The organism is Mesorhizobium bavaricum (assembly GCF_056781655.1).
In genome coordinates this window covers 6,182,183-6,205,164 of the sequence record NZ_CM165566.1, presented here as the reverse complement: position 1 = coordinate 6,205,164, position 22,982 = coordinate 6,182,183, and the positions used below count along the sequence as shown (strand labels likewise).

Below are 22,982 nucleotides of genomic sequence, written 5' to 3'. Positions count from 1 at the left end.
TAATTTGGCGATCTTGGGAGGAACGCTCTGTGCCTGAGGAAAAACTGATCGAGTTCAAGTCGATTACGAAGGAGTTCGGCGGCACCCGTGCGCTCTCCGACGTGACGCTCGATCTGCACAAGGGCGAGATCCTGGCTCTGCTCGGCGAGAATGGCGCCGGCAAGTCAACGCTGATCAAGACGCTTGCCGGCATCTACAGGCCGGATGGCGGCAGCATCCTGTTTCGCGGCGAGCCCTATCATCATCGCCCGCCGCAGCCGAACCAGCGCCAGTCCGTCGCTTTCATTCACCAGGATCTTGGCCTGATCGAATGGATGACGGTTGGCGAGAATGTCGGCCTCGCTCAAGGGTTTTCGCTTCGCTCGGGCCTCATCGACTGGCGATCGACCGAGGCGAGGGCGCATGAGGCGCTGAAGCTGGTCGGCTGTGATTTTGACCCGACGACGCGTGTTCAGGATCTGACGCGCACCGAAAAATCGCTGGTCGCCATCGCCCGCGCTTTGGCCACCGAGGCCGATGTGCTTGTGCTCGACGAGCCGACCGCCAGCCTGCCTGCCGATGAGGTCGAGCGTCTGTTCGACGCAATCCGCCCGCTCAAGCAGCGCGGCGTCGGCATGATCTATGTCTCGCATCGGCTCGACGAGATATTCCGCATCGCCGACCGCGTCGCCGTGCTGCGCGACGGCAGGCTGGTGGGCCAGAAGAAGGTCGCCGATACCAGGCCGGACGAGCTGGTTGAGATGATCGTCGGCCGTCCGGTCAGCCAGGTCTTCACCAAAGCCGAGACTCAGGCCGGCGAGACGGTTTGCTCTGTCCGTGACCTGGTCTGCGCCGGCGCCGGGCCGGTGTCGTTCGACGTGCGGAAGGGCGAACTGCTCGGGCTGGTCGGCCTGCGCGGCGCCGGACAGGAACTGGTCGGCCGGGCGCTGTTCGGCTGTCAGCCATTTTCCGGCTCGGTGACGATCAATGGCGTTACGCCTGACCTGTCGAGCCCGATAGCGGCGATGTCGTCCGGTGTTGGGCTGATCGCCCGCGACCGGACCGAAGAGTCGATCGCGGCCTCCTTGTCGATCCGGGAGAACAGCTTCCTCAATCCCGGCGCCGGCAAGCGCGGCCTGTTCTCCTTCCTGGCGCCACACAAGGAGGCTGCCCTTGCGCAAGTGATCGGGGGCTCGGTCGGGCTGCGCCCCAACGATCCGAACCTGCCGATCGAGGCGTTGTCCGGTGGCAATCAGCAAAAAGTGGTTGTCGGGCGCTGGCTCCATACCGGCCGCACATTGCTGATCGCCGAAGATCCGACCGCCGGCGTCGATGTCGGCGCCAAGGCCGAGATCTACCGGCTGATCGGCCGCGCCCTCGAAGCCGGTCTCGCCGTCGTCGTGGTGTCGACCGATTTCGAGGAGATCGCCCATATCTGCCATCGCGCCTTGGTGTTCTCGCGGGGATGCATTGTTCGCGAACTCACTGGCAACGACCTGAACACATCCGCCGTGATCACCGCGGCATCGGCTTCCGAAGCCGCCTGACCTTTCCGGAGCAAAGCCATGCAATCGATCGAATCCAGCGCACTCGAACCGACCCGCGGCGAAATGGCGGGCTTGCCGCTGGGGCAGAAGATCATCCGGCTGTTGCCGGTCTACGGCCTGGTGATTCTCACCGTATTGCTGATCCTGTTGTTTTCGATCCTGCTGCCGAACACGTTTCCGACGCTGCTCAACCTGCGCTCGATCATCTCCGACAAGGCGATCATCGCGCTGTTGTCGCTGGCGGCGATGATTCCGATGGCGTCGGGTCGCATCGACCTCACCGTCGGCTACGGCATCGTGCTGTGGCACATCCTGGCCATCAGCCTGCAGACCATGTTCGGAATTCCGTGGCCGCTGGCGGTGATGATCGTGCTGCTTCTCGGCGCGGCAACCGGCTTCCTCAACGGCCTGCTGGTCGAAGTCGCCCGCATCGACTCTTTCATCGCCACGCTCGGCACCGGCACCGTGCTCTATGCGCTGGCGCTTTGGCACACTGGCGGCCGGCAGGTGGTCGGCGTGCTGCCCAATGGCTTCTACGCGCTGAATGGCACGATGGTGTTCGGGCTGCCGATCACCGGCCTCTACGTGCTCGCGATCGCCGTCGCCCTGTGGATCATCCTCGAATATCTGCCGATCGGCCGCTACGTCTATGCCATCGGCGCCAACCCGAAGGCCGCGGCGCTGAACGGCATTCCGGTGCGCCGCTTCGTTATCGGCGCCTTCGTCTCCTCGGGTTTCCTGACGGCGCTGACAGGTGTGCTGCTGGCCTCCAAGCTGCGCATCGGCCAGGCCAGTGTGGGGCTGGAATATCTTCTGCCGGCTCTCGTCGGCGCCTTTCTCGGCTCGACCACCATCAAGCCCGGACGCGTCAATGTCTGGGGCACGATGACTGGCGTCATCATCCTGGCGGTCGGCATTTCCGGCATTCAGCAGTTCGGCGGCTCGTTCTTCGTCGAGCCTCTGTTCAACGGCGTGACGCTGCTCGTTGCCATCGGCATTGCCGGCTACGCCCAGCGCAAGCGCGGCGCGGCCCACAGGGCCAAGACCAAGACTGTTACGCAATCCTCGAAGTGACCAGCCGAGACACCCCGGGGATCATGACATGAGCGAATACGAAATTCTGGACGACCGGTTTCGAAAGCTGACGATCGGGCATGCCAAGCTCGAACGGCTGTGGACCGGCAGCCGTTGGGCGGAAGGACCGGTGTACGTCCCGGCCGCAAGGCATTTGCTGTGGTCGGACATCCCCAACGATCGGCTGCTGCGCTACGACGAAGGCGACGGTTCCGTGAGCGTCTTCGAGACCCATTGCAACAACCAGAATGGCCACACGCTCGACCGCGAAGGCCGCGTCGTTGCCTGCGAGCATGGCGGGCGCCGTGTCTCCCGGCTCGATCATGACGGACGCTGGCAGACGCTTGTCGAAACCGTTGCGGGCAAGCGGTTCAATTCACCCAATGACGTGGTGGTCAGATCCGACGGCACGATCTGGTTCACCGACCCGGTTTACGGCATCGAAAGCCACTACGAGGGCAACATCGCCAGAGCGGAGATCGGCGGCTCCCATGTCTACCGGTTCGACGAGGTTTCGGGCGCGGTGAGCGCCATCATCACCGATATGGTGCAGCCGAACGGCCTGGCTTTCTCGCCTGACGAGACGATCCTCTATGTCTCGGACAGTGGCGCCAGCCATGTGCCCGGCCTGCCGCGCGCGATCAGGGCTTATGACCTTGCCGCCGACGGCCGGTCGGCGCGTGCACGCGGCATCTTTGCCGAATGCGGGGCAGGCCTGTTCGATGGCTTCCGCGTCGATCGCGACGGCAACATCTGGGCCTCCAGCGCCGACTCGGTGCGCGTCCACGCTCCGGACGGAACTCTGATTGGGCGGATCCTGGTTCCCGAGCTCGTTTCCAATGTCTGTTTCGGCGGACCCAAGCGCAACCGCCTCTACATCACCGCGCAGACATCCCTCTACGCCATCTACGTCAACGCACATCCGGCCGGCGTAGGCCCTGTGGCGGGCGATATCAGCCAGTGACACGACGCCAACGAAAGCCGAGTTCGAAAAGACCACGCAATTTCTTGAAACCAAGGGAGGTACCAACATGCAACGCAGAACATTCCTGAAATCATCCGTCGCCTTGATGGCGATGGCCATCGCCGCACCGGCTCTGTTCGCCGGGCAGGCACGGGCGGACGCGATGGCCGACGCCATGGCGGTCGTCGAAAAATATGCGCAGAAGGTTACCGCCTGGGATGGTCCGACCACCGGTCCCAAGGCGCAGCAAGGCAAGACGATCGTCGTGCTTGCCGGCGACCTCAAGAACGGCGGCATTCTGGGCGTCACCAACGGCGTCGAGGAAGCGGCCAAGGCGATCGGCTGGGAGGTCAAGGTGATCGACGGCGCCGGTTCGATTGGTGGCCGCACCGCTGCCTTCGGCCAGGCCATGGCGCTGAAGCCGAATGGTATCGTCATCAACGGCTTTGACGCGGTCGAGCAGGCGCCGGCGCTGGAACAGGCGAAGGCCGCGGGTATACCGTTGGTCTCCTGGCATGCCGGACCGGTGATCGGGCCCGACGAGAAGAGCGGCGTGTTCGCCAACGTGTCGACCGACGCCATGCAAGTCTCCACGGCCGCGGCCGACTGGGCCTATGCCGATGCCAAGGGCAAGCCCGGCGTCGTCATCTTCACCGATTCGACCTACGCCATTGCCATCGCCAAGGCCGACAAGATGAAGGCGGAGATCGAGCGGCTGGGCGGCAAGGTGCTCGAATATGTCGACACGCCGATCGCCGAGACCTCGCAGCGCATGCCGCAGCTCACCACTTCGCTCTTGCAGAAATACGGCGATGCCTGGACGCATTCGCTGGCGATCAACGACCTCTATTTCGACTTCATGGGACCCTCGCTTGCCGCCGCCGGCAAGGCCGGCACCGACGCGCCGATCAATGTTGCCGCCGGCGACGGTTCGGAATCGGCCTATCAGCGCATTCGCGCCGGCCAGTTCCAGAAGGTAACGGTCGCGGAACCGCTCAACTTGCAGGGCTGGCAATTGGTCGACGAGCTGAACCGCGCCATCGCCGGTGAAAAATGGTCGGGCTATTTGTCGCCGCTGCATGTGGTGACGGCCGACAATGTCGAGTTCGACGGTGGGCCGAAGAACACGTTCGACCCCGACAATGGCTACCGCGACGCATACAAGAAGATCTGGGGCAAGTAGGCATCCACCGGCGCGGGCGCATCATGCAATGCGCCCGCTCTGCCGGGCCCCTTCCACGCAGAACATCAGGACCCATCGCCATGATCATCCGCTATGCCCTCTTCGAAGGTGAGATTCACGCTGGACGCGAGGGCGAGTTCCGGCGCTTCGTCAGGGAACGGCTGGTGCCGCTGTGGACGCAGTTTCCCGGAGCCGAGGAGGTGCGCGTCCTCGACGGCACAGCGCGAGACGAGGGCGCACCAGTCTATGCCATGGCGCTCGCCATCCGCTATCCGGACATGGACAGCTGCAACCGGGCGCTTCAATCCGAGGTGAGATTTCAGAGCCGCGACGTCACCCGCGAACTGCTCGAAATGTTCACCGGCCGCGTGCATCACCACGTTTTCGAGGCCAACGAATACGCGCCTGCCTGAACGCAACTTCAAAGCAGCTGGCGAGCGGCGATCAGAGAAGTCTTTTCCCAGCCTCAATGCTTACCATGATGGTTCCGGCACACGAGAAGTCGATAAAATCATGGTCAACCACTGAGGCCATCACGGATGGCACAAAAATAGCGGTCGGTTCCGACCTGTCCGCCCTTCAGGGCAACCTCCAGCCCATCGACCGTCGCGACCCGCGAATGGGCGACGCATAGCGGTGAGCCGGGCGACGCCGGCAGCGGCATGCGCACGGTGAGCGCGTCGATGCCCATCTGGCCGAGTGCGTGGCTCGAGGTGTCGCCGCCGGCGATGACCACGCGCCGCAGTTTCTGTTCGATCGTCAGCGCGCGAAGCAGCTCGCCGAGGCCGCGGCCAAGCTTATGGCGGGCACCTTCCTGCCGGTCGATTTCGGCTCCTCTGTCGGCGGTGGGGCCAAGCGCGGTGTAGAGGATGACGCTGCGCCCGGCTTGCAGGCTGGCGCGGCCGCTTGCCGCCGCACCCGCGATCGCCAGCTCCGAAGCCTCCGATACCAGTTCGACAGGATCAACCTCGATGCCGTCGAAACCCTCGGTCAGGGCATGGCGGATCTGTCGTTCGGTGGTCGGCGAGCAACTGCCCGACACGACGGCGATCCGGTCGGCGGCGCCCGGCGGCGTGAAGCCTGGTCCAGCGCTGACGACGTCATTCGACGCCCATTCGGCCAGCAACGCATACTCGACCCCGGACGAGCCGACGACGAACGAACCGCCTGGCTTGCGGACGCGCCAGATCTCCTTGCCGGCCAGAGCCTGCGTTTCCAGATTGTCGACATCAACAAGCACGATAGCGGTGCCGTTTCCGGTCAGGCGATCGAATGCAGCCGATCGTGACGCGGACTGCAGCGTCGCCAGGTCGACCAGCCCGGAGCTCAGCGCCGTCTGTCGCGACAGATGAATCAGCAGGTCGGATTCATCCATCGGCGTCGTTGGGTGGCGGCTCATCACCGGATGGCGGTCGATGCGGAAATATTGGTTGCGATAGGCCGCGAAGAGATGGCCGAAGGCGGTGTAGCGCTTGAGCTGCGGTGCGCCGACCAGGAGCGGCACGCTGTCCTGCCCGAATACCGAGCGGCCGATCTCGATCGCCCGGCCTACGCTGCCTATCGTCGGGCTGGAATCGAAGGTCGAACAGACCTTGTAGTGGCAGATTGCGGCATTCAGCGCCTTCAGCCAGGCGAAGGCGCCGCGCAAATGCGTGTCCATCCACTGTGGCGTCTCGCTGCGGCTGGTGCCGGCCAGACCGATCGCCTGGCAATGCGCAAATCGCGAGAGCAAGGCCTCGTTCGGCTGGCGCATGAACAGCACCGTCGGCACGCCGCCAAGTTCGAGCGCCTCCATGACATCGGTCGAACCGGTGAGGTCGTCGCCATAGTAGCTGAGAAGCAGGTTCTGCATGACTTCAAGCCGCCTTGCCGTCACCGAATTTTTCGATCGATCGCGCCAGTTCGGAATGATTCAGGGCAAAGTCGGCCAGCGGAGTGCCGTCGACGGCCGCTTGCCAGGCTTGCTGCACGGCGCGCACGCCGGCGCCCGGCCCGTCCGGATGGCTGACGATGCCGCCGCCGCAGAGATAGAGAAGATCGACCGTCCGCCCGGTTCGCTGGTAGGTTTCGGGCGCCTGCCCGCCCCACTGGCCGGAGCCGGCGACCGGCAGGGCGCAATCATCAGGCGAAAAGATCGGCGTGGTCACCGCCTTGAAGGACTCGACGAAGGATGCATCCGGCTCCCAATATTTCGAAGCAATGCCGTTGATCTGGAACTGGTCGACGCCGAGCAGCCGCCAGAATTGCTGCCAGACCTTGAAATCCATGCCGAGGCCGGGATGGCGGGTGAGGATGTCCCAGCCATTGCGATGGGCGTGCAGCACCAGGCTGGAGCGTTTTCTCAGGAACGCCATGCCGCCAAAGCCGATCGAATTGATGTTGACCACCGCGCAATTGCCGCCGGCCTTCGCCACCAGATCGTGGTTGCGAATCATCTCGTCCGGGTCGGCGTGCGAGATGCCGAAGGCATACATCACCTTCTTGCCAGTCTTCTGCTCGTGGTCGAGGATGAGTGGCATGATCGCCTTCACCCGTTCCGCCAGGGGCGAATAGGCCGGGCTCATCAGCTTCTCGTCGTCCTTGATGAAGTCGACGCCGGCGGCGACCAGCTCGCCCACCATCGCCGCCGTCTCGTGCGGTCTCAGCCCAAGCGCCGGCTTGACGATGGTGCCGATGATCGGCCGGTCCCCGACCCCGGTCAGCCTGCGGCTGCCGGCGACGCCGAACTGTGGTCCCGGATGCGCGCCGCGATATTCTTCCGGCAGCTTCATGTCGACGACGCGGATGCCCGACAGGCCCTTGATCGAATAGGTGCCGCCGATGGCGATGGTCATCAGCGCTGCAAGGTCTGTGCCGATGGCATCGAAAGGAAACGCGATGTCGACATCGGCGCGCTTGAACGGTCCATCGCCGGCTTCCGGAATGGAGGGCCGCTCGGCGTCGGGCAGGGGCCGTATCGCCAGCACGCGCGCCGCCACCCTGGCCTTCAGCTCCTCGGTCTCGCCGGGCAGCGCGACGAAGGTGCCGGTCGACTGGTCGCTGGCGATCTTGGCGGCCAGTGCCTCGATGCTTTCAGACGTTTCGATGCGATAGGTGAGGGTGATCATGGTTCGCTGTCTCAAGCCCTAGCCTTCGAAAAAGGTTCACCGGTGCTCGAAATCTGGTATAATGAGTACATAAGTATTGCAAGACATATCCGGCTGGAAGTTTTGGGCGGGTCGACCGACGGCAATTTCCGGGAATTCTAGCGGCAGTGTTAGATAGGGCCGGGTCAAGGGAGTGATTCGCGACGATGAACCGTTCGGAACCGATTGTCCGGCGCAAGCTTTCCGACGAGGTCTTCTTGCGGCTGAAGCGGCTGATCACCAGCGGCGAATTGATGCCGGGCGACGACATGCCCTCGGAGCGCGAGTTGATGGAGCGTTTCGAGGTCGGCCGGCCGGCGATCCGCGAGGCGATGCAGGCACTGAGCAATATGGGGCTGGTGGCGATCTCGCATGGCGAGCGCGCCAAGGTGCTGCAACTGACCGCCAAGTCGATCATCAAACAGGTCGACGGCGCGGCCAAGATCATCCTGTCGTCATCGAAGGACACGCTGGAGCATCTCAAGACCGCGCGCATCTTCTTCGAGCGCGGCATGGTCAGGGAAGCAGCCGAAAAGGCTACCGCCGAGGATGTGCAGCGGCTCAGGGCCACTGTTGCCGAACAGCGCAGCTTTCGCGGCGACTCCGAAGCCTTCATCTCGGCCGACATGAAGTTCCACACCCAGATCGCGGCGATCTCCGGCAACCCGATCTATGTCGCCGTCAGCGAGGCGATGCTCGGCTGGCTGAAGGAATATCACACCGAAATGCTGATCTGGACCGGCAAGGAAAAGTTCACGCTGACCGAGCACGAGGAGATCATCGGGCGCATCGAGAAGAAGGATGCGGACGGCGCCGAGAAGGCGATGATCAAGCATCTCGAGCGCTCGCGCGCCCTCTATGTGATGAATTCCGAAAAGTGACGGTTCAGCCGATCCGGACGATCGCGTAAGGCGTCATCATGAACTGGTCTTGGCAAAGCGCTGACAAGTCGACCGGTACGTCGTTCGCTGTCAGGTTCGTCAGCCACGCCACGGTGTGGCCCGAGGCGGAGCGGCCGGCCAGCGCCAGCACCTTGGTCTCATCGCTCGTCCTTGCCGCCACATGTGCGAGACCGGCCATTTCGCAAAGCCCCTTGATAGCCCTGTAGATCGGCCGGGGTGTTCCTTCTGCGACGGGTTCTCCAGATGACGCCAGCACGCCGAACGGCCCTGTGAAACCGGAGAGGGTGAGCATCTCCAGTCCGGTCGGTGCGACGCGTGCGGCATAGCCGATCGTCCATGCGGCGCCGAACAGGCCGGCGTGGCGCGGATCACGATCGGCCATGGCGATACGCTGTCCGCTTGGATTGGGCTTGGTCGCGCCGCCATAGGGGTTCTGGCGCATGGGGATCGTCGACGGGCCGATGCGGTAGGGCGTTGCCCCGAAGATCGCCCGCGTCGATTGGGTGATGAACGGCAGCGCCTCCAGCGATTGCATGATGCTGAGATCGTCGGCGGCATGCACGATCGGGCAGGTGCAATGGGTGATGAAGTCGAGCCGGTCGGCGGGAACGCGTTTGCGGTTGAGCTCGGTGAAATAGCTGAACATGCCGCCACCGAGGCGGATGTCGGGGAAGGCAAGGCGGGCGGCGGCATAGACCTCTTCGAGAGGCGGGCATTCCGGCCATGCGCTGCCCGGCGGCGTCGACTGCCGGTCGACCGAAGGCGAGACGGCAATGGCCGAGAGTTTTAGCCCTGCCTGGCGCACCATGACGGCGACGGCTGAAAGTTCAGCGTCGAGATCGCCCACGCCGGCAGCCACGCATTCAAGCGTCGTCTGGGCTGGGTAAGCCGCCGCGAGCCGGGCAAAGGAGCGCAAGGCGTCGAGTCCATGGCCGCGCGTTGGATCGTAGTGGAGGATCAGCTGTTGCGGGCCAAGCGCCGACAGCGTCGACAGCCGTGCCAGTGCCGTCTCGACCTCATCGGGGTAGATGATGACGCCGATATCCGGCAGCTTCGGTCCGGCTTCGCCGAGTTCGATGCGGATCGGCTCGGCGGTTGCAACGGCAGCCGGCATGCTGGCGTTGCCGGTGATACGCAGGCTGATCGTCTGGCGATTGGGTTGACCTGCCGGCAACATATAGGGCCACGGCAAAGCGAGCGGCCGCACGTAGGTCTTGTAGGAGGCGTCGGACCAGTTGCGCTGGTCTTCCATTTCGAACACGTCGCCTTCCATCCGGCATTCGGCACTGACGCCGGGCCGGACCTCATGGGTGATGGCGCGCAAATCCTTGAACGGCTGCCAGGGGTCGATCAGCAATGGAAGCTTTGTCGCCACCACGCTGCCATCGGTGTGTTCGACCGACACCGGGCTGCCGGCGAGGCCGGCGATCGGATGCAGGATGCAGAAGCCGCAGCGGTTGGTTTCGAAATCGCTCTCGGGCAACGCACTGACGTCGAAGACCAGATGGCCATCGGCGGAGCCTTTGATGGTGGCGCGGAAGCCGAGCCGGCTTGCGTCCGGCCCGGTGCAGCTTGCCGAATAGCTGATCGAGAAAGTGCCTGCGCCCTGGTCAATGACAAGGTTGGTCAGTTCCGGCTCGTAGGTGCCCCAGTCGCGATCGCGGACGATGTAGACGATAGCCCGCAGCACTTCGGTGCCGCCATGGCGGATGGTGCGCAGATTGCCGTTGACGAAGTCGGCGCTGAGCAGGCCGGCACTCAGCCTGACCGGCTCGACCTCGACGGCACGCGTACCATGGAGGAGGAAGGCGTCGGCGGTCATTTCAGCAAGGCGTCGAGCTGCACCGGCTCGCGGCTTGCGGCACCTGCATAGGCGGCCTCGACCAGTGCGAAGGTCTTGAGATTGTCGGTGCCCGAGGTGGCGGGCTCGGTACCCGTCGTCAGGCAGTCGACCCAGTGCTGCTGGATGGCGACCACGCTTTCCTGGATGTTGTGCCAGGGACGCGATGCCCAGGAGAGCAGCGGCGGCGAGACGTCGCTGACCGTTGTGCCGCTCTTGCCGGTGACCGTAAGCTGGTATCCCTGTGCCAGCCGGATCGTGCCATCGCTGCCGTCGATCTCGATCAGCGTTTCGGGAAACGGCTCCACGGCGAGCTTGCTCGCATAGCTGCAGTCGACCACCGACGTGGCGCCGCTGGCATGGTCTATCAGCATCGTCGCCACGTCCTCGCCGGCGATCGCCTGGTTGATGCGAGCCGTCCTCGCGGTGATCGTCGACACGTCGCCCAGCAGGAAGCGGGCGATGTCGAGGATGTGGATGCCGAGATCCTCAATGATGAAGCGCTTTCCGGTCGCCAGATAGGGCTGCCCGGAAAACACGTCATAGGCGGAGCGGAAGGAGATTCGGCCGAAGAAGGGTGTTCCGATCTCGCCCCTGTCGATCACCGCGCGCACCGCCTGGATCGGCGACTGCCAGCGAAAATTCTCATGCACCATCAGCGGCACGCCGGCGTCGGCACAAGCCTTCACCATCGCCTTGGCGTCGGCTAGTGTCGGTGCGAACGGCTTTTGGCAGATCGCCGGAACGCGGTGCCGCGCCGCCATCTCGACAAGCGGGCGATGGCTGGGTGCTGTGGTGGCGATATCGACGAAGTCCAGCGTTTCGCCTTCGAACAAAGCGGCCGCATCGCCATAGCGTTTCGCAATGCCGAACTGGTCGCCGACGATCTGCAGCCGTTCCGGGTCGCGGTCGCAGATGGCGACGATCGAGGCTCCGGCGATGTCGCGCCAGCCATGCATCTGGTTGACGGCAAAGAAGCCGCAGCCGATCAGCGCTCCACGCAACTCCGCCATGCTCAGCCCGCCTTCGCCATCTGCATCAACGTCACGCGGCTCTGCAGGCGGCGCTGCGCCTGGTCGACGACGACTGCGACGATGATGACCAGGCCCTTGATCACCATCTGCCAGAACGAACTCACACCCATCATCACCAACCCGTCCGAAAGAATGCCGATGACGAAGGCGCCGACGATGGTACCGCCGATCGTGCCACGGCCGCCCGACATCGAGGTGCCACCGAGCACCGCTGCTGCGATGGCGTTCAGCTCAAAACTTTCGCCCGTTGCCGGATGCGAGGCCATCAGCTCGGACGAGATGATCAGGCCGACGATTGCTGCGCAGAAACCGGAGAACATGTAGACGAACATCTTCACCATGTTGACACGGACGCCGGAAATTCGCGACGCCCGTTCATTGCCGCCGACGGCAAAGATGTGGCGGCCGAGCGGCGTGTATTTGGCGAGATAGGCCGCCGCCAGTGCAACCACGATCAGGATCCAGATCGCGACCGGCAGGCCGAGCAGGCGGCCGGCGCCGAGGAAGCCGAACCCGGTGGTGCCGAGCTCCGGCTTGCCGACGAGGTTGGGAAAGGTGCGGCCATCCGACGACAGCAGCGCCAGGCCTCGCGCGACATAGAGCACGCCGAGCGTGGCGATGAACGGCGCGACGTTCAGCCTGGTGATCAGCAATCCGTTGACCGCGCCGATCAGGATGCCGACCGCCAGCGTGATCAGGGTGATCTCGAAGACGTTGAAATAGATCGTATAGCCGATCTGCAGGTCGATGCCGTTGAGCACGAGATAGCCGGCCACCATGCCGCACAGGCCGACAATCGAGCCGACCGACAGGTCGATACCGCCGGTGATGATGACGAAGGTCATGCCCATGGCGAGGAAGGCGTTGAGCGCCACATGCTTCGACATCAGGATCAGGTTGGCGGTCGACAGGAAGTTCGGCGCCGCGATCGAGAAGAAGACGAGCACGGCGATCAGCGCGATGAAGGTCCTCGCCTTCATCAGCGTCAACAGCACCGAGCCGCCGGAAGCGGAGGGGGCAGCCGCCTTGGCCGGAATGTCAGTCATGGGCGATTGTCTCCGTATGCGGGGCCGGTCCGTGGCCAAGCGCCGAGGCAGCGATGAGTGCCGCCTCCGTCGCCTCGGCGCGATCGAACATGCCGGTCAGTTTTCCGTTGCTCATCACCGCGATCCGGTCGGACAGCGCCATCACCTCGTCGAGATCGGAGGTGGCGAAGAGAATCCCCAGTCCGTCGCGTGATAGTTTGCGCATGGTGCGGAAGACGTCGGCCTTGGCGCCGACATCGATGCCGCGGCTGGGCTCATCCATCAGCAGCACCTTCGGCCCGGTGAGCAGCGCCTTGCCTATCACCACCTTCTGCTGGTTGCCGCCAGACAGGGACGAGACTTCCTGGGCCGGGTCGGCGACCTTGATCGCCAGCTCGCGCACCATTTGCGTCACCGCCTGCTTCTCCTCGGTGCCACGGATGTGGAACAGGCGCACGAAGCGCGACAGGCTGGCCAGCGTCAGGTTGCTGGCAACCGAAAGGATCGAGACCAGCCCCTCGCGCTGGCGGTCTTCGGGGATCAGCGCCAGGCCGCGCCGGATGCGCCGTGTCGTGTCGCGCTCCTTGACCTGTTTGCCGGCGATGAAGATCGTTCCGGTGGCCTGGCTATGGCGACCCATGATGCAATCGAACAACTCGCTGCGCCCGGCCCCCATCAGGCCGTAGATGCCCAAGATCTCGCCGGCGCGCAGCGACAGCGAGACATGGTCGACGGCAAGCCCGCCGGTGGCGCGCGGCAGGCAGATGTCCTCGGCGCGGAATATCTCTTCTCCGGGAAGATGGCCGTCGGCCTTGGCGAAGTCCTTGGCGTCGGAGCCGATCATCTGCCGCACGATCCACTGCGTGTCGACGTTTTTCATTTCTTCCTGGCCGGTGATGCGGCCGTCGCGCAGCACGGTGATGTAGTCGCCGATGCGGATCAACTCCTCGAGCCGATGCGAGATGTAGACGATCGCCACGCCGCGTGCCTTGAGGTCGGCAATCACCTTGAACAGGATCTCGACCTCCGCCGCGCTCAGTGCCGACGTCGGCTCGTCCATGATCAGGATGCGCGCGTCGAGCGAAACCGCCTTGGCGATCTCGACCAGCTGCTGCTGGCCGATGCGCAGGTCTTCGACCAGCATGTCCGGGCGGATACCGGCTTCCAGCCGCTCGAGGAATTGCGCCGCGCGGCGCTCCTGTTGCTTGCGGTCGATCTTGCCGAGACGGTTGGTAATTTCGCGGGTGGCGAAAATGTTCTCGGCGACGCTCATGTTGCCGAACAGGTTCAGCTCCTGGAACACCATGCCGATGCCGCGGTTCACCGCATCCGCGGATGACGAGAAGGAAACCTCTTCACCCTCCAGCAGGATGCGGCCGGCAGTCGGCTGCTCGACACCGGCGATGATCTTCATCAGCGTCGATTTGCCGGCGCCGTTTTCGCCGACCAGCACATTGACCGCGCCCTTGCGCACCTCGAAATTGGCGCGCTTGACCGCGACGGTGCCGGAATAGACCTTGGAGACGTCCTCCAGCTTCAGGATGACATCGCGCTCCGCGGGCGTGCTCATGGCTTCGGCCCGATCTCTGCCTCCGCCGGCGTCACCAGCGGCAGATCCTGGCCGCTGCCCAGCGTATAGGCGCCCAGCACCTTGGCGCTGCGGCCTTCGAGTGCTTCGCGCGGCAGCTTGGACAGCATCGTCTTGTCGGCGTAACTGTTGAACGCCTTGCCGAACTGGGCGAAGTCGATCTGATTGGTGAAGTCGTTGAACTGGATGAAGTCCAGGCTGTCGCGCAGCGCGGTACCGCGCACCGCCGGTCCGATCTGCACCCGCGCATCGGCCTTGCCGTCGCCGTCGACATCGACGTCGACCGTCGCCGCGCGCGATTGCGTATTTGCCGCGACGATCTTGCCTTCCAGGCGAACCGCGAAGGTCCAGGGCGAATTCGCCTGCTTGTTCGGATTGCCATATTTGGCGCCGGCAGCCGCCGGGTCGGCTTTCGCCAGGGTGTGAACCTCAGCAAACGGTCCGGCCTTCTGCTGGAGATAGGGCACGACCTTCGCCGCCCACATCTCATCGACCATCTTGTCCGGATTGAAGGCGGGAGCATTGCCGCTGTCTGCCGATTTCGTCGGCAGAATCTTGCAGGCGGTCAGGCTGATGCCGATCATCGCGGCGAGGATCGGCCAGTTCGGCTTGTTGTTCAGCATGGCGGCCTGTTGTTCAGCATGATGGTCGGCCATGGAAAATGGCGGCGAGGGACGAACCCGGGGTTCGCCCCTCGCTATTCCATCCCACGCGGGCTCAGTTCGTCAGCGCGAAGGTCTCCAGCTTGGCGGCATTGTCGCCATTGACCAGAACGCAGTCCATCAGCTGCTTTTCCTTGGCCGGCGACTTCTTGTTCTTGATGTAGTCGTTGGCCTGCTCGACCGCCATTTGCGCCTGCGCAAAGGCCGGCTGCAGGACAGTCGCCTTGATGCCGCCGGAGCTGATGGAGTCGCGCACGTCATTCGATCCGTCGAAGCCGACGACGATGACGTCCTTGCGGTTCGCGGCGGCAAGCGCGGCATAGGCGCCCATTGCCATCGTGTCGTTGCCGGAGATCACCCCCTTGATGTCGGGGTTGGCCTGCAGGATCGATTCCATCTTGGAATAGGCTTCCGTCTGGCTCCAGTTCGCCGACTGCTGGGCAACCATCTTCAGGTCCGGATAGTCGTCGATTACGTCGTGATAACCCTTGGAGCGAATGCCGGCATTGGTGTCGGATTCCTTGCCGACCAGTTCGACGAAATTGCCCTTCTCGCCCATCAGCTTGACGAATTCCTGTGCGCCGAGCTGGGCCCCCTGGTAATTGTTGGAGACGATCTGCGCGACGGCGACGCCGGTGGCGTTGATCTCGCGGTCGATCAGGAAGGACGGAACGCCTGCGTCCTTGGCCTTCTGCACGGCGGCGACGGTGGCGTCGGCGCCGGCATTGTCGAGGATGATCGCCTTGGCGCCGCGGCCGATCGCGGTGTCGATCAGCTCGGACTGCTTGTTGGCGTCGTCGTCATGGACGAGCACCAAGGCCTCGTAGCCGAGCTCCTTGGCCTTGGCTTCGGCACCGACGGCTTCCGCCTTGAAGAACGGATTGTCGTGCGAAGGCGTGATGATGGCGATGAGATCCGCCGCATAGGCGGGCGCTGCGGTGCCGAGCGCCAGCACGCCGGCGAAAGCCGCAAGCGTCATTCTGCGTGTGAGTTTCATGAAGTCCTCCCATTTGAAAATTGCCTTGATCGACCAAGGCCTCTGTCTGCATCCGAATTCGTCAGGCAGCGCGGACCGCGGACCGTTTCGGGCTAAAAGCCGTTTGCCGGCTTGCCCTCGACGGATCGTTGCTCCCCCAGCCGTCCTCCACTCGTCCAGGCTTCGAACTCCCTGCGAAACCCTATCGATCCGAGCCATGAACAGCTAAGCCAACTGGTATGATGAGTCAATCACAAATTCAGATGATATGTACCTGATGAGCGGCAAAAGCCGAGCGTCGGCAATGGTGCGCCGGCGCATCGAAGCACTCCGGGCCAGCGCCTGTGTTGGCCTCATTCAGGTGATGCGCTGAATGCTGGCGGCGATCTCGTCCGGCTCGAACACGCGTTTCCAGTCGTCACGCATCAGCACCGGCTTGCCGAATTCGATCGCCTTGTTGCAGGCGTCCGAGAAAACGCCCTTGGTCTCTCCGAAGATGACGGCGCCGAGCACGTTCATATGACCGAGCAGGAAGTCGAGCGCCGCCTGCTTGTCGACGCCGCGTGCCACGACCTCATCGACGGCTTCCTTCATGACCACCAACAGCGAGGCGCATACCGTCTCCGAAAGGCCGGGCTCCAGCAGCGCCATCTGTTCGACCGTGACGCGGTGCGAGCGCATCACCGGCGCCCAGATGATTTTCGCGATCGCCTCGCCCTTGGCGTAATCCTCTTCCGGTCCCTGCATCAGGGCGCTGACCATATGCTGCTTGGCCTTGACGCCGCCGAAATAGTCCTTCTTGGCAGCCATGTCGGTCTCGTCGTTGAAGATCGGAGGATGGCAGGGATGGGTGACGAAATAGGTCAGGTCCGGCCGCTTCGGCAGATGACCGGCGAATGGGGCAGCGGCGTCGAGCACCACCACCATCGTGCCTGGGGCGAGCTTGCTCTCGATGCTGGAAGCCACCTTGCCGATATGCGTGTCCGGAACGGCCAGGATCACCACATCGGCGCCCTTGAGCGCCTCGTCGGCGCTGACCGTATCGAAGCCCAGCCCGGTCTTCAGCCGTTCGCGGCCGGCATCACTAACCTCGACATGACGTATCGTGTAGGGCGATCCGCGAAAATTGGTGGATAGGCGGTAACCCATTTTTCCGCCGGCACCGAACAGCGCAATCGTTGTCATCTGGTCACTACTCCTGATCTCCACCGACGGCATCGTCCGTCGTCAACTTATCAACTGGTATAATCACGCTACCAGATTTTGGCAATCCGGTAATGGTGAATGCCGTGCACGTCATGACTGCTGTCCGCCCGTCGGGACGGTGGCAGCGTCGTCGTTGCCGGAGGGATCGGCTGCTGATCGCCGCACCATCGCCTGCCGTCCGGCAAGGGCGAGCACGAAGATGACGACGATGCCTTGCACGATGTCCTGGACGCCCGGCGGCAGGCCGATGATCTGCATGGTCGTGACGATCAGGATGAGCAGGATGCTGGCGAAAAGGGTGCCGAGCGCGGTCGCCGAGCCGCCGAAGATCAGTGTTCCGCCGAGCACCACCGCGGCAATCGACTGCAACAGATAGGGCTGGCCCATTTCGAGGAAGGCGCCGCCGATATAGGCGCCCAGCAGCAGCCCGTCGAGCGACGCCAGCACCGACGAGATGATGAACGCGGATGCGATCACCGGGCCGTTCCTGATGCCTGCGAGCCGCGCGGCAGTGCGGTTCTGGCCAACCGCCGACAAAAGCTGCCCGAACACCGTGTAGCGCAGCACGAAGGACGCCGCCGCCACGCCGAGGATGGCGATGATGGCCATGACAGGCACGCCGACAACGCGCCCGGATGCCAGGTATTTCAGAGCCGGGCTGACGGCGAAGCCCGCTATCGCCCGGTTCGACAGCAGCGTCGCGGTCGCCAGCACGTAGCCGGTCGCCAGTGTCGCGATGATAGCCGGTATGCCCAGCCCGACGACCAGCAACGAATTCAGCACGCCAATGGCAAGGCCGAGCAGGATCGCGGCGGCGACGCCGATGGCGAGATTGGCATCCTGGCCCTTGATGGTGAGCAGCGCGACGAAGGCGCTGAGCGTGATCACCGAGGCAACCGAGAGGTCGATGTTGCCGCGTCCGGTCGTCACCACGAACATCTGGCCGATGCCGACCACCGTCAGGAAGGACGCCGACAGTATGATCCCCGAGAGGCTGGACAGGCTGAAGCGGTTGGTGACCACCGACAGCACCAGCCACAACAGCAGCACACCAATCGCCGCCCAGATCCAGCGGTTCCTCTGCGCCCAGAGGCTGAAGGCGATCAGAGCGTTCATTGTTCGCTCCTGCGGTCGGCGGTCAGGCTGCGCAGCGTCAGCAGTGCGATCAGGATCAGGCCTTGTGTCGCGGCGTTGAAATCGCTGCTGACATTCAGCGTGCCGAGAAGGGCGCCGATCAGCGACAGCGTTACCGCACCGGCGACGGCGCCGACCGGCGAAATGATGCCGCCGAGAAGCGAGCAGCCGCCCATCACCACGGCGGCGACGCTGAGCAGGGTGAACGAGTTACCCGAATTGATGTCGCTCGCCGTATTGATCGCCGTCAGCGACAGGCCGGCGGCGGCCGCAAACAGCCCGGCGATGAGATAGCGCACCAGCGCATAGCGCGTCGGCGACCAGCCGGAGCGCATCATCGCGGTTGGATTGTTGCCGAAGCCGCGCAGCACCACGCCGAGCGGCAGCCGGTCGATGACGAAGACGATCAGCGCGACGGCGGCGATGAGGATGACGGAGGTCGGCACCATGCCGAGCGACCAGTTGAAGAGCGCCGACAGCCATTCCGGGCTGGCGCCGCCTGGCGTCGGCTGCAGCGCATAGCCCAGCCCGACCCAGATGAAGGAGGCACCGAGGGTGACGACGATGGCCGGGATCTTGCGTGCCTGGATCAGCCCGCCAAGCCCCGCATAGGCAGCGAGCGCCGCCCCCAGCGCCAACGCGCCGAGCCACGGCTGGTCATAGAGCAGCGTGGCACTGAGCACGCTGACGAGGCCGGCGAAGGCGCCGACGCCGAGGTCGATCTCGCTGCCGCCGACGATGAACATCTGTGCCGCAGTCACCAGCACCAGCGACAGCGCCGGCATCAGCAGCAGGTCGAGGCCGAAGATCGAGGCGACGGCGGGATTGGCCGAGATCATCACGGCGAGCACTGCTGCAAGGCCGATGAACGGCGCCGCATTCACCAGCCTGCGGCTAAGCCCGGCCGTCGCGGCATCCTTCTGCCCGGCGCCGGCAAGCTTGTCCGCCGGCTGCACGAAAGAGGCGCCGACAACGGCCGATTCGGTGATTGCGTCGCCCGTCAGCTCTCTGACGATCCGCCCGCCGGCAAAGACCAGCACGCGGTCGCAGGCCAGTAGTTCGGCCTCCTCGGTCGTATGCCAGACCAGTGCGCGTCCGCTGCGCGCAATCTCGTTGCACAGCCGGTAGAAATCCTGCTTGGTGGCGATATCCACGCCTCGCGTCGGGTCGTCGAGCAGGATGATCGGGGTGTCGGCAACCAGCGCCCGGGCGACCAGGGCCTTTTGCTGGTTGCCGCCGCTGAGCTCGGTGATGTTGGACTGGAAGCGACTGTCGTCCAGCCGCAGCCGGCCGGCGGCATCGGCGGCCGTCTCGCGGTTGGCGCGGTCGGAAACCAGGCTGAGCACCGGCCGGCGGGCAAGTGCACCGATGCTGATGTTTCCCAGCACGCTCCACAGCGGGAACACGCCTTCCTTTTGCCGGTCTCCGGCGATGAATCCGGCTTGCGCATGTCTCGTGACCGCCGCGTTTTGCTTGCGGTCGGGGCTGAAGATCGCATGCAGCAGCTCCTTCTGGCCGCTGCCTTCGAGGCCGGCCAGGCCGACGATTTCGCTGCGCACGATATCGATGTCGCGGCCGAGTTCGCCCGTCAGCGGCCCGGAGAGCCGCACCAGCACGTCCTGGGCGGAAGCTGCGGTGACGGCGTGCTGATGCACCGGATTGGCATCGCCGCCCATCAGCTGCACCAACTTGCCGATCGAGGCGTCCGCGACATGGCCCTGCCATGCCGTGCGTCCGTTGCGCAGCACCACGATCTCGCTGGCGATGTCGATGATCTCCTGCAGCTTGTGGCTGATGAAGATGAAGGCTAGCCCGGCCTTCGCCCGCTCGCGGATGAAGCCTCTGAGCTGTTTGGAGCGGTCGAGATCGAGCGACGAGGTCGGCTCGTCGAGCACGATCAGCCTGACGCCGGGCGTCGCGGCGGCGCGGGCGATCTCGACCATCTGCCGTTCGGCGATGGAGAGGTGACCGACCTCGGCGCCGGCATCGATGCCGTTGCCGGGAAAGACGGCGTCGAGCGCCTCGCGGGCGCGGGCCCGATAGAGCGCCCGCCAGCCGGGCCGGTTTGACGCGTCGCCAGGGATTTCCAGAAAGAAGTTCTCGGCGACCGAGAGGTTGCCGCAGAGCGACAACTCCTGATGCACCATGCGGATGCCGCGTCGCTGCGCTTCGCCGGTGCCGTAGTCGGCGAACCCGATCTCTTCGCCGGCGAAGGAGATGGAGCCGAGCGTCGGCCACATCGCGCCGCACAGGATGCGCATCAGCGTCGATTTTCCGGCGCCATTGCCGCCGACCAGTCCGATCACGTCGCCGGCAGCTACCGAGAGGTCGATCCCGGCATTGGCGAGCGTCGGTCCAAAGCTCTTGGTTATCCCGGTGAGCGAGACGACGCTTTGCCGGATAGGGGCCGGCCGCGCCGTGGAGACGGCACTGTCCTGTTCGGCAACGGCAAGCTGGGACATTCGTCCTCCGATTCTTCGAGATCGGGCGCGGCTGTCCGCTGCGCCCGATCGAGGGGGGAGCCGTCCTGTTATTTGCTCAGCAGGTTCTGCTTTACCCAGTCCAGCGAGTAGCTCGGGCTGATGATCTGGCCGCCCGGCAGCTTGGCGTACTCCTTGAGGTTGCCGGCGTCGACCGTCGCCACCGGCATGATCATCAGCTTGGGCGCCTTGGCGCCCTTCAGCAGCGACAGGCCAAGCCAGAAGGCGGCGCCGCCGATGCCCGGCGTGGTGTTCATCGACACGGTCTGGTAGCCATTCTTGGCATTCTCGCCGGCCCACCATTTGACGAAGTCGGTGCCGCCGCCACCCTCGATGACCGGCATCTTGCCCTGATAATCGCCGCCATACTGGACGAAGGCCTGTGCGATGCCGACATCGTCGCTGCCGCCCTGGCCGAGCACGGCGTCTACATGCGGCAGCGAGGGCAGCACATTGGCGATCGCCGCCTGCGCTACCGAAGCGGTCGCCTGGCCATAGACGGTCGCAACCACCTTGATGTCAGGGTATTTCGCCAGCACCGACTGCTGCGCATTGAACATGTCGTTGTCTGGCGCCGAGCCTTTCACGCCGCGCACCTGGATGACGTTGCCCTTGCCGCCGAGCATCTTGAAGACCGCCTCGGCCTGGGTCGCCTTGTAGCCCTTGAAGTCAAAATTGAGCTGGTAGTTGCAGGGCGCCGAGGCCACGGAATCGAAAGAGATGACGATGATGCCGGCTTTGCAGGCTTTTTCGATGATGCCATTGACCGCGGTTTCCGAGGCGGCGTCGACGGCGAGCACATCGACCTTCTTGAGGATCAGCTCGGCGATCTGGCTGTTTTGCTGCGCGACCGAACCATCGCCGTTCATGACGATGTAATCGGCGATCTGTCCGGCGGCCTTGGCTTCCTTGGCCGAGGCTTCGAACGCTTCCACCATCTGATGGCGCCAGGTGTTGCCGTAATAGGCGTTGGCGAGAGCGATGACCGGCGCATCCGAGGACGCCATTGCCGGCATTGCGGTAGCGCCCACCATTACGGCGCCGGCGAGCGCCGCCACAGTTGCAAATCTCATGGTATTTCCTCCCAAAAACACGATCGGCTTTGCTGCCACACGAGCACAGCGTAACCTTTGGGGCACGCTATGTCAGGTACATATTATACCAGCATACCAAATAGGCAAGATATCAGCATACCAAACAGGCAGGTGCTCGCGATGGCATTCGGTGGGCCTGGGTGAGCCTGCACACCTGTGCGCCGCCAGCGATCTCGCGTAGACAGTCCTGGCGAAATCCGGCCCTGCAACGCGAGAAATCGATGCGAATACTGCTGCATACCCTCTTCCTCGGCCTCGCCGTCGCCGGTCCGTCGCCCGCCTGGACCGCGGCCGGCGATTGCGGCGATGTTGTCGCCCTCGTGCAGCAGGCCTATCCCAAGGCTCGGAAGAGCAGCGACGGCGCCGCCTTGACGCTCGAACCCCATATCAGCATCCCGCTGACGCTTCCGGACGGCGAAACGCCATTTGGCCTGGTCTGCAAGACCTGGCCTGCCCATGACGGCCTGCTGCTGGTCGCAGTGCCGCTGATCGACAGCGTCAAATCCAGCGACGGCGGGCATGTCGGTGATATCGAGCTTCTGGTTGTCGACAGGAAGAGCCGGCAGGTGCGCCAGCGCCTGCTCCAGCCCGGGCTAGCGAACGATGACGCCATCGCCATCCGCAAGATCGAATTCGATACCGGCCGCTACACGCTGTCGCCGGCGGTCACCGCCTTCGGCCTGCGCATCGAATTGGCAACCCATTCGCAGGCCACTCCCTTCGCCGAAACCGGCCTGCGGCTCTATGCCCTCGCCGGTGATGCCCTGCGGTTGGTGCTCGGCGGCCTTGCCGTGGCCGGCAATGGCGGCGAGGGCGACGCCAATTGCGCCGGGTCCTTTCATACCAACCAGGTCAGCCTGGCGATGAGCCCGGCGAGCCATCATGGCTACCACGACATCATCGCGGTCGAGCGGGCGGACACCGACGAACCGTCGCCCGACAAGAATGGCGAGTGCCAGTCCCATCCCGGCAGGTCCGTGAAGCGGACTTACCGGTTGCGCTATGACGGCAGCCGCTATCCAGTTCCGGCGGCGCTCAAGGCAATGGAGCCGTGAGAACGCCGCTCGCGTCCCTGCCGCAGAGGTTCGGGAAATAGTCTCCACTCGAACGTCGTGTGCGTGACGACGTCACCGCTTTTTTGGGACGGGGTGGCGACCTGATTGATCCCC

At 64.2% G+C, this 22,982-nt stretch carries 19 protein-coding genes; 7 read left to right on the top strand and 12 right to left on the bottom strand.

Going from position 1 to position 22,982, the window contains the following annotated elements; translation table 11 throughout:
* The first annotated feature begins 29 nt into the window (after positions 1-29).
* The 5 genes from AC1RZR_RS30225 (at position 30) to AC1RZR_RS30205 (ending at position 5,160) form a co-directional block, all read left to right on the top strand.
* Positions 30-1,526 carry a sugar ABC transporter ATP-binding protein gene (locus AC1RZR_RS30225; RefSeq protein WP_481826910.1) on the top strand — a complete coding sequence of 499 codons (1,497 nt, stop codon included), beginning with the start codon at positions 30-32 and terminating at the stop codon, positions 1,524-1,526.
* Between the two features lie 18 nt (positions 1,527-1,544).
* A complete protein-coding gene (locus AC1RZR_RS30220) occupies positions 1,545-2,600 on the top strand; it encodes an ABC transporter permease (protein WP_379092613.1) in 1,056 nt (351 codons plus the stop codon).
* 28 nt (positions 2,601-2,628) lie between these two features.
* Positions 2,629-3,564: an SMP-30/gluconolactonase/LRE family protein gene (locus tag AC1RZR_RS30215; protein WP_481826909.1), complete on the top strand. Its 936-nt coding sequence runs from the start codon at positions 2,629-2,631 to the stop codon at positions 3,562-3,564.
* 67 nt (positions 3,565-3,631) lie between these two features.
* Entirely contained in the window at positions 3,632-4,747 is a 1,116-nt protein-coding gene (locus tag AC1RZR_RS30210; RefSeq protein ID WP_477273262.1) for an ABC transporter substrate-binding protein, read from the top strand.
* A gap of 80 nt (positions 4,748-4,827) precedes the next feature.
* On the top strand, positions 4,828-5,160 hold the full coding sequence (locus AC1RZR_RS30205) for a hypothetical protein (RefSeq protein ID WP_477273264.1): 333 nt from the start codon (positions 4,828-4,830) through the stop codon (positions 5,158-5,160).
* 104 nt (positions 5,161-5,264) lie between these two features.
* Here the strand turns inward: AC1RZR_RS30205 and AC1RZR_RS30200 are convergent, their stop codons facing one another.
* Positions 5,265-6,599 (bottom strand): four-carbon acid sugar kinase family protein, encoded by a 1,335-nt coding sequence (locus tag AC1RZR_RS30200; protein ID WP_481826908.1) that lies wholly within the window; start codon positions 6,597-6,599, stop codon positions 5,265-5,267.
* Positions 6,600-6,603: 4 nt separating this feature from the next.
* The gene (oiaX, locus tag AC1RZR_RS30195; protein WP_481826907.1) at positions 6,604-7,854 is read right to left on the bottom strand and encodes a 3-oxo-isoapionate-4-phosphate decarboxylase OiaX; all 1,251 of its coding nucleotides are present in this window, start codon (positions 7,852-7,854) and stop codon (positions 6,604-6,606) included.
* Between the two features lie 185 nt (positions 7,855-8,039).
* Between oiaX and AC1RZR_RS30190 the strand changes: the two genes are divergently transcribed.
* Positions 8,040-8,753, top strand: a complete 714-nt coding sequence (locus AC1RZR_RS30190) for a transcriptional regulator NanR (RefSeq protein WP_481826906.1) — start codon at positions 8,040-8,042, stop codon at positions 8,751-8,753.
* Positions 8,754-8,757: 4 nt separating this feature from the next.
* On the opposite strand, the gene apnL is transcribed toward AC1RZR_RS30190, so the two are convergent.
* From apnL to AC1RZR_RS30140, 10 genes are all read right to left on the bottom strand, one after another.
* A complete protein-coding gene (apnL, locus tag AC1RZR_RS30185) occupies positions 8,758-10,596 on the bottom strand; it encodes a D-apionate lactonase (protein WP_481826905.1) in 1,839 nt (612 codons plus the stop codon).
* Positions 10,593-11,627 carry a Gfo/Idh/MocA family protein gene (locus AC1RZR_RS30180; RefSeq protein ID WP_481826904.1) on the bottom strand — a complete coding sequence of 345 codons (1,035 nt, stop codon included), beginning with the start codon at positions 11,625-11,627 and terminating at the stop codon, positions 10,593-10,595. Before AC1RZR_RS30180 ends, apnL begins: the two co-directional genes overlap by 4 nt.
* A gap of 2 nt (positions 11,628-11,629) precedes the next feature.
* A complete protein-coding gene (locus tag AC1RZR_RS30175; protein ID WP_477273276.1) occupies positions 11,630-12,694 on the bottom strand; it encodes an ABC transporter permease in 1,065 nt (354 codons plus the stop codon).
* Positions 12,687-14,243 carry a sugar ABC transporter ATP-binding protein gene (locus AC1RZR_RS30170; RefSeq protein ID WP_481826903.1) on the bottom strand — a complete coding sequence of 519 codons (1,557 nt, stop codon included), beginning with the start codon at positions 14,241-14,243 and terminating at the stop codon, positions 12,687-12,689. The genes AC1RZR_RS30175 and AC1RZR_RS30170 overlap by 8 nt, the downstream gene beginning before the upstream one ends.
* Positions 14,240-14,884, bottom strand: coding sequence for a DUF2291 family protein (locus AC1RZR_RS30165; protein ID WP_481829148.1), 645 nt, complete (start codon positions 14,882-14,884; stop codon positions 14,240-14,242). The genes AC1RZR_RS30170 and AC1RZR_RS30165 overlap by 4 nt, the downstream gene beginning before the upstream one ends.
* A gap of 94 nt (positions 14,885-14,978) precedes the next feature.
* Positions 14,979-15,920, bottom strand: coding sequence for a D-ribose ABC transporter substrate-binding protein (locus tag AC1RZR_RS30160; protein WP_481826902.1), 942 nt, complete (start codon positions 15,918-15,920; stop codon positions 14,979-14,981).
* Between the two features lie 336 nt (positions 15,921-16,256).
* Entirely contained in the window at positions 16,257-17,084 is an 828-nt protein-coding gene (locus AC1RZR_RS30155; RefSeq protein WP_477273284.1) for a phosphogluconate dehydrogenase C-terminal domain-containing protein, read from the bottom strand.
* A gap of 111 nt (positions 17,085-17,195) precedes the next feature.
* Entirely contained in the window at positions 17,196-18,221 is a 1,026-nt protein-coding gene (locus AC1RZR_RS30150; protein WP_477273286.1) for an ABC transporter permease, read from the bottom strand.
* Positions 18,218-20,701, bottom strand: a complete 2,484-nt coding sequence (locus tag AC1RZR_RS30145) for an ATP-binding cassette domain-containing protein (protein ID WP_481826901.1) — start codon at positions 20,699-20,701, stop codon at positions 18,218-18,220. The genes AC1RZR_RS30150 and AC1RZR_RS30145 overlap by 4 nt, the downstream gene beginning before the upstream one ends.
* Before the next feature lie 68 nt (positions 20,702-20,769).
* Complete coding sequence (locus AC1RZR_RS30140) at positions 20,770-21,792, bottom strand: ABC transporter substrate-binding protein (protein WP_481826900.1); 1,023 nt, start codon at positions 21,790-21,792, stop codon at positions 20,770-20,772.
* 242 nt (positions 21,793-22,034) lie between these two features.
* Here AC1RZR_RS30140 and AC1RZR_RS30135 point away from each other — a divergent pair, with 242 nt between their 5' ends.
* Positions 22,035-22,868 carry a PA3715 family protein gene (locus AC1RZR_RS30135; protein ID WP_481826899.1) on the top strand — a complete coding sequence of 278 codons (834 nt, stop codon included), beginning with the start codon at positions 22,035-22,037 and terminating at the stop codon, positions 22,866-22,868.
* The last annotated feature ends 114 nt before the right edge of the window (positions 22,869-22,982 follow it).

Excerpts from the sequence above, each read along its gene's own strand:
- AC1RZR_RS30220 (WP_379092613.1), top strand. The coding sequence starts at position 1,545 with ATGCAATCGATCGAATCCAGCGCACTCGAACCGACCCGCGGCGAAATG.
- AC1RZR_RS30215 (WP_481826909.1), top strand. The coding sequence starts at position 2,629 with ATGAGCGAATACGAAATTCTGGACGACCGGTTTCGAAAGCTGACGATC.
- AC1RZR_RS30210 (WP_477273262.1), top strand. The coding sequence starts at position 3,632 with ATGCAACGCAGAACATTCCTGAAATCATCCGTCGCCTTGATGGCGATG.
- AC1RZR_RS30205 (WP_477273264.1), top strand. The coding sequence starts at position 4,828 with ATGATCATCCGCTATGCCCTCTTCGAAGGTGAGATTCACGCTGGACGC.
- AC1RZR_RS30200 (WP_481826908.1), bottom strand. The coding sequence starts at position 6,599 with ATGCAGAACCTGCTTCTCAGCTACTATGGCGACGACCTCACCGGTTCG.
- oiaX (WP_481826907.1), bottom strand. The coding sequence starts at position 7,854 with ATGATCACCCTCACCTATCGCATCGAAACGTCTGAAAGCATCGAGGCA.
- AC1RZR_RS30190 (WP_481826906.1), top strand. The coding sequence starts at position 8,040 with ATGAACCGTTCGGAACCGATTGTCCGGCGCAAGCTTTCCGACGAGGTC.
- apnL (WP_481826905.1), bottom strand. The coding sequence starts at position 10,596 with ATGACCGCCGACGCCTTCCTCCTCCATGGTACGCGTGCCGTCGAGGTC.
- AC1RZR_RS30180 (WP_481826904.1), bottom strand. The coding sequence starts at position 11,627 with ATGGCGGAGTTGCGTGGAGCGCTGATCGGCTGCGGCTTCTTTGCCGTC.
- AC1RZR_RS30175 (WP_477273276.1), bottom strand. The coding sequence starts at position 12,694 with ATGACTGACATTCCGGCCAAGGCGGCTGCCCCCTCCGCTTCCGGCGGC.
- AC1RZR_RS30170 (WP_481826903.1), bottom strand. The coding sequence starts at position 14,243 with ATGAGCACGCCCGCGGAGCGCGATGTCATCCTGAAGCTGGAGGACGTC.
- AC1RZR_RS30165 (WP_481829148.1), bottom strand. The coding sequence starts at position 14,884 with ATGCTGAACAACAAGCCGAACTGGCCGATCCTCGCCGCGATGATCGGC.
- AC1RZR_RS30160 (WP_481826902.1), bottom strand. The coding sequence starts at position 15,920 with ATGAAACTCACACGCAGAATGACGCTTGCGGCTTTCGCCGGCGTGCTG.
- AC1RZR_RS30155 (WP_477273284.1), bottom strand. The coding sequence starts at position 17,084 with ATGACAACGATTGCGCTGTTCGGTGCCGGCGGAAAAATGGGTTACCGC.
- AC1RZR_RS30150 (WP_477273286.1), bottom strand. The coding sequence starts at position 18,221 with ATGAACGCTCTGATCGCCTTCAGCCTCTGGGCGCAGAGGAACCGCTGG.
- AC1RZR_RS30145 (WP_481826901.1), bottom strand. The coding sequence starts at position 20,701 with ATGTCCCAGCTTGCCGTTGCCGAACAGGACAGTGCCGTCTCCACGGCG.
- AC1RZR_RS30140 (WP_481826900.1), bottom strand. The coding sequence starts at position 21,792 with ATGAGATTTGCAACTGTGGCGGCGCTCGCCGGCGCCGTAATGGTGGGC.
- AC1RZR_RS30135 (WP_481826899.1), top strand. The coding sequence starts at position 22,035 with ATGCGAATACTGCTGCATACCCTCTTCCTCGGCCTCGCCGTCGCCGGT.